Source organism: Bradyrhizobium sp. (genome assembly GCF_019244115.1).
Lineage (GTDB): Bacteria > Pseudomonadota > Alphaproteobacteria > Rhizobiales > Xanthobacteraceae > Bradyrhizobium.
On the sequence record NZ_JAFATE010000880.1, the window covers coordinates 1 to 6,472 of the forward strand.

At 64.8% G+C, this 6,472-nt stretch carries 5 protein-coding genes; all 5 read right to left on the bottom strand.

Features of this window, described 5'->3' with window-relative positions; all coding sequences use genetic code 11:
* Window positions 1–3,611: tetratricopeptide repeat protein (locus JOZ76_RS37005; RefSeq protein WP_291706313.1), on the bottom strand; the 3,611-nt coding region annotated here is incomplete at its 3' end.
* Between the two features lie 122 nt (window positions 3,612–3,733).
* Window positions 3,734–4,189 (bottom strand): hypothetical protein, encoded by a 456-nt coding sequence (locus JOZ76_RS37010; RefSeq protein ID WP_291706314.1) that lies wholly within the window; start codon window positions 4,187–4,189, stop codon window positions 3,734–3,736.
* 481 nt (window positions 4,190–4,670) lie between these two features.
* Complete coding sequence (locus JOZ76_RS37015; protein WP_291706315.1) at window positions 4,671–5,360, bottom strand: hypothetical protein; 690 nt, start codon at window positions 5,358–5,360, stop codon at window positions 4,671–4,673.
* A gap of 55 nt (window positions 5,361–5,415) precedes the next feature.
* On the bottom strand, window positions 5,416–5,613 hold the full coding sequence (locus JOZ76_RS37020; protein ID WP_291706316.1) for a hypothetical protein: 198 nt from the start codon (window positions 5,611–5,613) through the stop codon (window positions 5,416–5,418).
* Between the two features lie 233 nt (window positions 5,614–5,846).
* Window positions 5,847–6,023, bottom strand: a complete 177-nt coding sequence (locus JOZ76_RS37025; RefSeq protein WP_291706317.1) for a hypothetical protein — start codon at window positions 6,021–6,023, stop codon at window positions 5,847–5,849.
* Between the last annotated feature and the right edge of the window lie 449 nt (window positions 6,024–6,472).

Sequence of the window (6,472 nt, forward strand, 5' to 3'; positions counted from 1 at the left end):
GCGCTGGAGCCCGAGGCCGGCTTGCTCGCGACGTCGAAGGCGATCTTGTCGGCTTCCGCGGTCATCAGCGGCGCATATTTTTCGCGAAACCGCGCAAGCCCGATGGCATCCTCGGCCAGGGCATAGCCGACCACCGCGCGAAGGACATCGCTGCGCTCGTCGGCATTGAGCGGCTTGAAATCGCGGAAACGGTCGCCGTAGTACAGTTCGATCTGCTCCGACGCCTCGCGCCAGCGGCGTGCCGCCCAGTAGATGTCCGAGCGCAGCCGGATCGCCTCGCGGCCTCCGATGTTGGAGACGATGTCGAGGGCAAGGTCATGGCGTCCGACATCGCTCAGTGCGCGCGCCTCGAGCAGGAGCCGCTGCTGGCGCAGTTCGCCGTTGAGATCGGCGATGCGCGTCGAGCGCAGCGCCTGGATGGCGCGGTCGGGCTTGCGGTTGGTCAAATAGACCATCGCAAGTCTAGCTGCGACCTGGGCCCGCGCCGCTCCCTCCAGGCGTTTGTCGACCTGGTACTGCAACAGCTCCGCCGCCTGGTCCAAAAGGTCGACTGCGACGAGGCGTTCGGCCAGGCGGCGGATCATCTCGTCGCCGCGCCGGCCGATCGGCGTCAGCTCGCGGTACTCGTAGAACAGGCTGAGCGCCTCGATCGGCGGCAGCTCGTCGCCCTTGGCGCTGAGGAAGATGTCGGAGAACAGGTCGGAGGCCGCATCCTGGGCCTGCCGCGAGATCTCGGAATTGGGCGCGAGCTTGCTCGCCTGCCGCGCCGCGGCCAGCGCCTCGAAATAATGCGAGGTGTCGCTGTAGATCTGCGACACCATCTGCAGTGTCCTGAGTTCGATCGCATCCCCGCGCCAGGTCACCGCCAGCGTTTCGAGCTCATGCAACGCCTCGGTCTGGTTGATCTCGTTGCGGCGCTGTTTCAGCGCGACCTCGAGCTGCTTGGCTTCCGCGGCCGCCTCCCGGTTCGGCGACTTGATCGCGAAGGTGTAATCATCGAGCGCGTCCATGTCCTGGCCGAGCGCCTCGGCAAGGCGGCCGCGCAGCACCGCGAAGGACGGCTTCATGTCAGGCGGAACCCCGACCACGTCGAGCTCGGCGCGCCGCTTCGAGGCGCCGCCAAAATCCTTCACCTCGAGCGAGGCGCGCATCGCGTCCATCGTGACGACGCGCTGCAGCTCGAGCGGCAGCGCGGCGATCGCGAACTCGACATTCTTGAATTTTTCGCGCGCGTCCGGCCATCGGCCTTGCCGGGCAAAGGCCAGGCCCTTCCACAATTGCGAGTCGTAATTGTTGCCGATCGCGGGACTTGCGAGGTCTTTCAGCCCCTGATCGGGCCGCCCCATCAAGATGCTCGCGATCGCGTGGATCATCAGCACGACGGGCTGATCGGTCCGCGGATCGCCGTCGGAGATGATGAGGTTGGTGACCCCCCGCGCCTCCTGGTACATCCCGCGCGCCATGTAGAAGCGGGCGAGTTCGAGTCTGGCCTGCGAGCGCTGGTCGGGCGCGGCGCTCGCGGCCTGCGCGATCAGCGCGTCGAGCCGCGGTATCAGGCCCTCCTCCTGGTTCTTGTGCCAGTCGTCGATGTCGAACAGCGGCCGCACCGCGGTCGGCGCCCGCTCGCTGGCCGTGCCGACCGACGACAGCGTCAGCCCACCGGGCCGGCCGACGATGATCTTGTCCGGCCCAAGCTCGACGGCGACGTCGTCCGAGTTCGGACGGATCGCGACGCCATGCACGGATTCCAGCACCGCGAAGTCGACAAAATCCTGCCGCTTGATGAAGCCGCGGATCGGCGGCGGCGCGGTCACCACCATCAGCGTGTCGCCGGCATCGGGATCGACCAGCCGGTGCAACTGGCCCGGAGCAGACAGCGACACCGCGACATTGGCATGCGCGGGATCGGTGATGTTGCGAACCAGCGCGAGCGGCTGGGGCGCGTTCTGCACCTTGTCGGCCAGGATCAGCGTCCATTGCGAGCCGCTCGCACGCTCATCCGAGACGAGCGACGGCATCAGCGGGCGGTTGAGATGGATACGCAATGCCTGGCCCCTCTCGAGCGGCACCAGGCCGGCGTCGCCGATGATGGCGCCACCCTTGGTGCGGATCGGCTCGAGGTCGAACGGCCGCGCCGCATCGAACACCAGCCAAATGGTGTCGCCGCGACGGAACGATGCGGCAGCCGTAGCCGACGCGAAGGAGAATGTCAGGCGCAGGCCATCGCTGTCCCTGATCGCATCGACCTTGCCCGCGGGGCCGGCCGCGGACGCATTCGCCGCGGCCTCGGCCGGCATCTTCGCCGCCTCAGCGGTTTCGGGCCCCTTTTCGGCGTGCGGGCTCTTCGAGGGTGCGGGTTCAGCCTTCGGAGTTTCCTGCGCGGCCTTCGCGGCCTGTTCAGGCTTCGGCTCAGGCTTTGCTTCAGCCTTTACGCCTGCGTGCTCCTCGGTCTTGGTGTCCGATTTTGCTTCGGGTTTGGCGTCCGCCTTCGTCTCAGACTTCGTCTCAGACTTTGTCTCAGACTTGGCTTCGGCCTTGATCGGCGGCGCGTGGTCCTGCGCTCCCTCCGCTTTCGCCTCGGGCGTCTGCGCGTCCTGAGGGCTCGTCTTCATCTGGCGTGCGATCGTCTCGGAGGTCGGCGGCGTGATCTCCTGATGCAGCGCCGAGTCCTTCTCCCTGGCCTTGTTCGCGCCGGCCCCCTTTGCGCCGTCCGAGGCGTCGGCCGCGGGAGCCGGCGTCTCCTTCTTGTCCGGCTGCTGGAAGGCGACGTCGACGATGTAGTTCTTTTCGTCGCGGAACGCGTGCACATTGACGTCGCCGATCAGCGCGATCTCGACGGTAGTCGTGGTGGCCTCGATGTTCTGCTCGATCGAGGCGACGTTCGGCGGAGCGGCGACCTTGGCATCAGCCAGGTCGAAGGTGAGCATGCCCGAGAATTGGACGATCAGCTTCTGGTCGTTCAGCACCGACGACGCGCCGATGCCGTCAGGCATCTCGAACACGAAGCGGACGAAGGTCGGCTGCACCAGCGCGCGGACCCGGATCGGCGGAAGCTTCTGCGCCTCGGCCGCGGCGCGTTGCAGGCGGAGTGCACGCTCGGCGGCCCGCGCGCGTTCGGCGAGTTCGCGCACGACATCGGCGGGCAGGCTCGGCGGCGGACCGCTCCAGCCCTCGGGCAGCATGTCGACGAACACCCGTTCGCCGGCCGCCATGGTGCTGATGCGCACCCTGCGCACCAGCGACAGCCGGATTGCGGTGCCGTCGGGATCGCGCCGGGCCGACGACACGTAGCTGGGCACCGCGTCCCCCAGCGCCTCGACCGGAACATCGACCGCGCGGTTGAAGCGGATCACCAGGATCTGGCCTGCGCTGACGACGTCGGTCGTGACATCGTCGGCGAACTTCAGGACCAGCCGGGCATAGCCCCCCGCGGCCGAGAACGTCGCCGCGCCCTTGACCGGTTCGGCCCTGGCCGCGTCACCTTGCGCCGCGGCGGGCGCGCCCGGGACAAGCAGCAGCGAAACCAGGCCGAGCGCATGCAGCCAGCCGCCACAACTCCGCGCGAAGGCGCGGAGGAGCGGGCCATTTTTCGCGGCAGCCGTTCTCGCCATTCCAGCATGTCTTCGTAGGTCGCTTCCCTCCGACTCTAGGACCGGTGCATTAAGGACTTGTTAACGCCATTTCATCCGACGACGCGCGATTGCTCAAATGTCGCGTTGCCTGCAAACCGAGGCTACTCGACAATCTTCTTCTTCAGGGCATCGCAGGTCGTCCGCACCTCCTCGGTGATGATCGAGCAGGACTCGATGTCGTTGAAGATGCGCTTGGCTTCCTTGCGGAAGTGGGCGGCGGTGGCCTTTACGTCCTCGAGCATGCCGGCCACGCTTGCCGTGATCGCCTCGCAGCGCTTGGCGGTTTCCTGGCCCATGGCCTCGATCTCCCGGGCGGCCGCCTCGTATTCGCGGATCACGGCTTCGGCCGAAAGCTTTCCGATCTCGCTGACTCCGTCGAGATGGGTGACGTAGTCCGGCAACGGCACCGTGCGGTTCGCAGGTGGCGCGTAGCTGCGCACCTCATCGGCCGGCAGCGCCGGAGGACGCGGCAACGTGGCGATATCCTTTTCGAGTTGATCGGCGATACTGAGCTTGACCTCGTCCCTGTCGAAGGCCTTGACGGCTGTACTTCGCATGACAAACTCCTTTGGTTGGAAAAAAGCGCGTCCAGAGGTTGGGTAAATCGCCGCCAGCCAAAATTGTTTACGTTGTCCTTCTGCGGTGATCCTTCAACTAAGATACTTATATCGGCCGACCAGACGCTCGTACGCCCCCGCCAACTCCCAAGTCGATTAGACGGATGATTCGTGGCGAAATCCGGAAAGCATCTCGGCGCCTGCGTTCTCAGGGGCGATATCAACTCCCGATCCACAGAATATCGCGGCTTGCTCATGCCCGGGGGTGCGCTCGGCAAACCCCTGCACTCAAGCGCGATCGGAATCGCCATCGCGCTTTGGATCTTGATTGCGCATGATCTCTTCGGAAAACTGCTGAACACTTTTCCGGATCATGCGCTGGCAAAGGTTCAAGCGGCTCGCTTGTCCGCAAGCATCTATTCACGCAGCAAGAGCGTGCTCTGATTCAAAAGCCGAGGTTACCTTCGATGGCGAAGGGCAGCTATTGCTCTGACGTCAGCTGAACCATCCGACGTCCGCCATTCATTTCCTTGAGCTTGTTGACGTACTCCTCGGGTCGTGTCCAGCGCGTCGGAGTTTTCAGTCCCATGTACTCCGCGATGCTGCCGATGAAACCGGTGCAATTGGCCGTTTCGGCATTCCAGACCGGCGAACTCGCCTGCAGCTTCTTGATATGGGCGAACACCCGCTTCGCGTCGGCCTCGTTCAGGTAGACGCGATAGCTCGCGGTCAGATATTGCGGATCAAGATCGCCATAGCTTGCGCCGGTCTCGGACGGCACCCAGGTGAAATAGCCGAGCACATATTCCAGGGTGTCGCCCGCGGGCGTCAGTCCGGCGACCTCGACCTGTCGCTCGCTCGTCTTGCCGTACCAGACGAAAGCGTGCCCCCAGCTCGCGGCGGTCCGGGCTCTGAAGTCGACATAGTACGGGCCCTTTGCCGGCGCGCCTGCCAGCCGTCCGCTCGCACGAGGCGCCGGCGCCTCGCTCGACGCCAGCGCATTCGCCTCGGCGGTGCGCTTCTGACTGTCCGGCTTCTGGAAAACGGCGCGCTGAGAACCGGCGTCAGCATCGACGGCAGAAGCTGGTCGTATGTCGCAACCGAGCGAAACAGCGAGCGCGCAGACGCTCGCAAGGATGCCTGGGCTCAGCCTCATCGGTCTATTCGCCACGCCTTGTCCTTTCTTGCCGCTCGCAACAAGACAGTCAGCCGTGAGCCGATATCCGTCAGTAGGCCCGCGTCACGACCGGCCCTTTACCGACGGGCGACTTTCCGATGGGAGCCTTGCCGATCGGGCTCTTGCCAATCGGCATCTTGCCGACTTGGGCGGTCTGATAAACCGGCTGTGGGTGCGGAAGGTCGGCAGCAGCAGCGGCAGTCACGAAAGCGAGCGTTGCGCCGGTCACGATCAGAATCTTCACCACGGTCCTTCTCCGTAAGATCAGCAGAATCGGTATTTCTCAAGATTCGACAGCAGAGCTACTCCGCAAGCCGCTCCGCTACAATTACCGCGCGCGCCTGTTGTCTCGAATTCGCCGCGACTGCGGCAGATATGACACGTTCGGGAACCCGGCGCGGCCCGGATCGCCAGGCGCGCGTCGATCAACATTCCGCGACGAGGGAGTGATGTGCGAGGCATCATGCCTCCGGAAGGGCTCTACTGCGCTCCGTTGCGAAATTCGAGCAGAAGACTCAGTGCCCCGACTGCGATCGTCAGGACCCCCACCGTCATCGAGATCATGGATGTCACGGCGTTCGCCGCGGCGGCGATCCAGACAACACCCGTGCCGATGAGCCCGAGAGAGATGAGATAGGGCAATACCCTGTCGTTCATGCGATCACCCTTCACGGGAACGTGATCCCGGACGAGATAGGGCGGAAAGGTGTCGATGATGAGGCGTTTTCGCCGGCGCCGGCGCTCGGTACGCCGGCAGCGTCGCGATCGAGGCGTGCGTCTGACATTGGCCCGCAGAACTCACGGACCTACCCGCGGCGAATGACCAAGACGATAAGCGTGGAGCGGATCAGCGCCTGATCCGAAACAGTGTGCGGTGGTCGTCCGAGAAGATCATGCGCGATCAAGATTTTAAAGCGCGATGGCGATCCAACCGGATCCCATCGCGCTTAGTCTATTTCTGGCCGAAGGCGCCGAGCGCCATGTGCTGGGGGACGAACAGCGGTCCTCCGACAGCTTGCGGCACGAGAAAGCCGGGCTGGACCCCTGGCGCACCAAAGATGGTGGAGAGTGAGGCCGCCAATTCCGGCGTGATCGTCCGGTCGCCC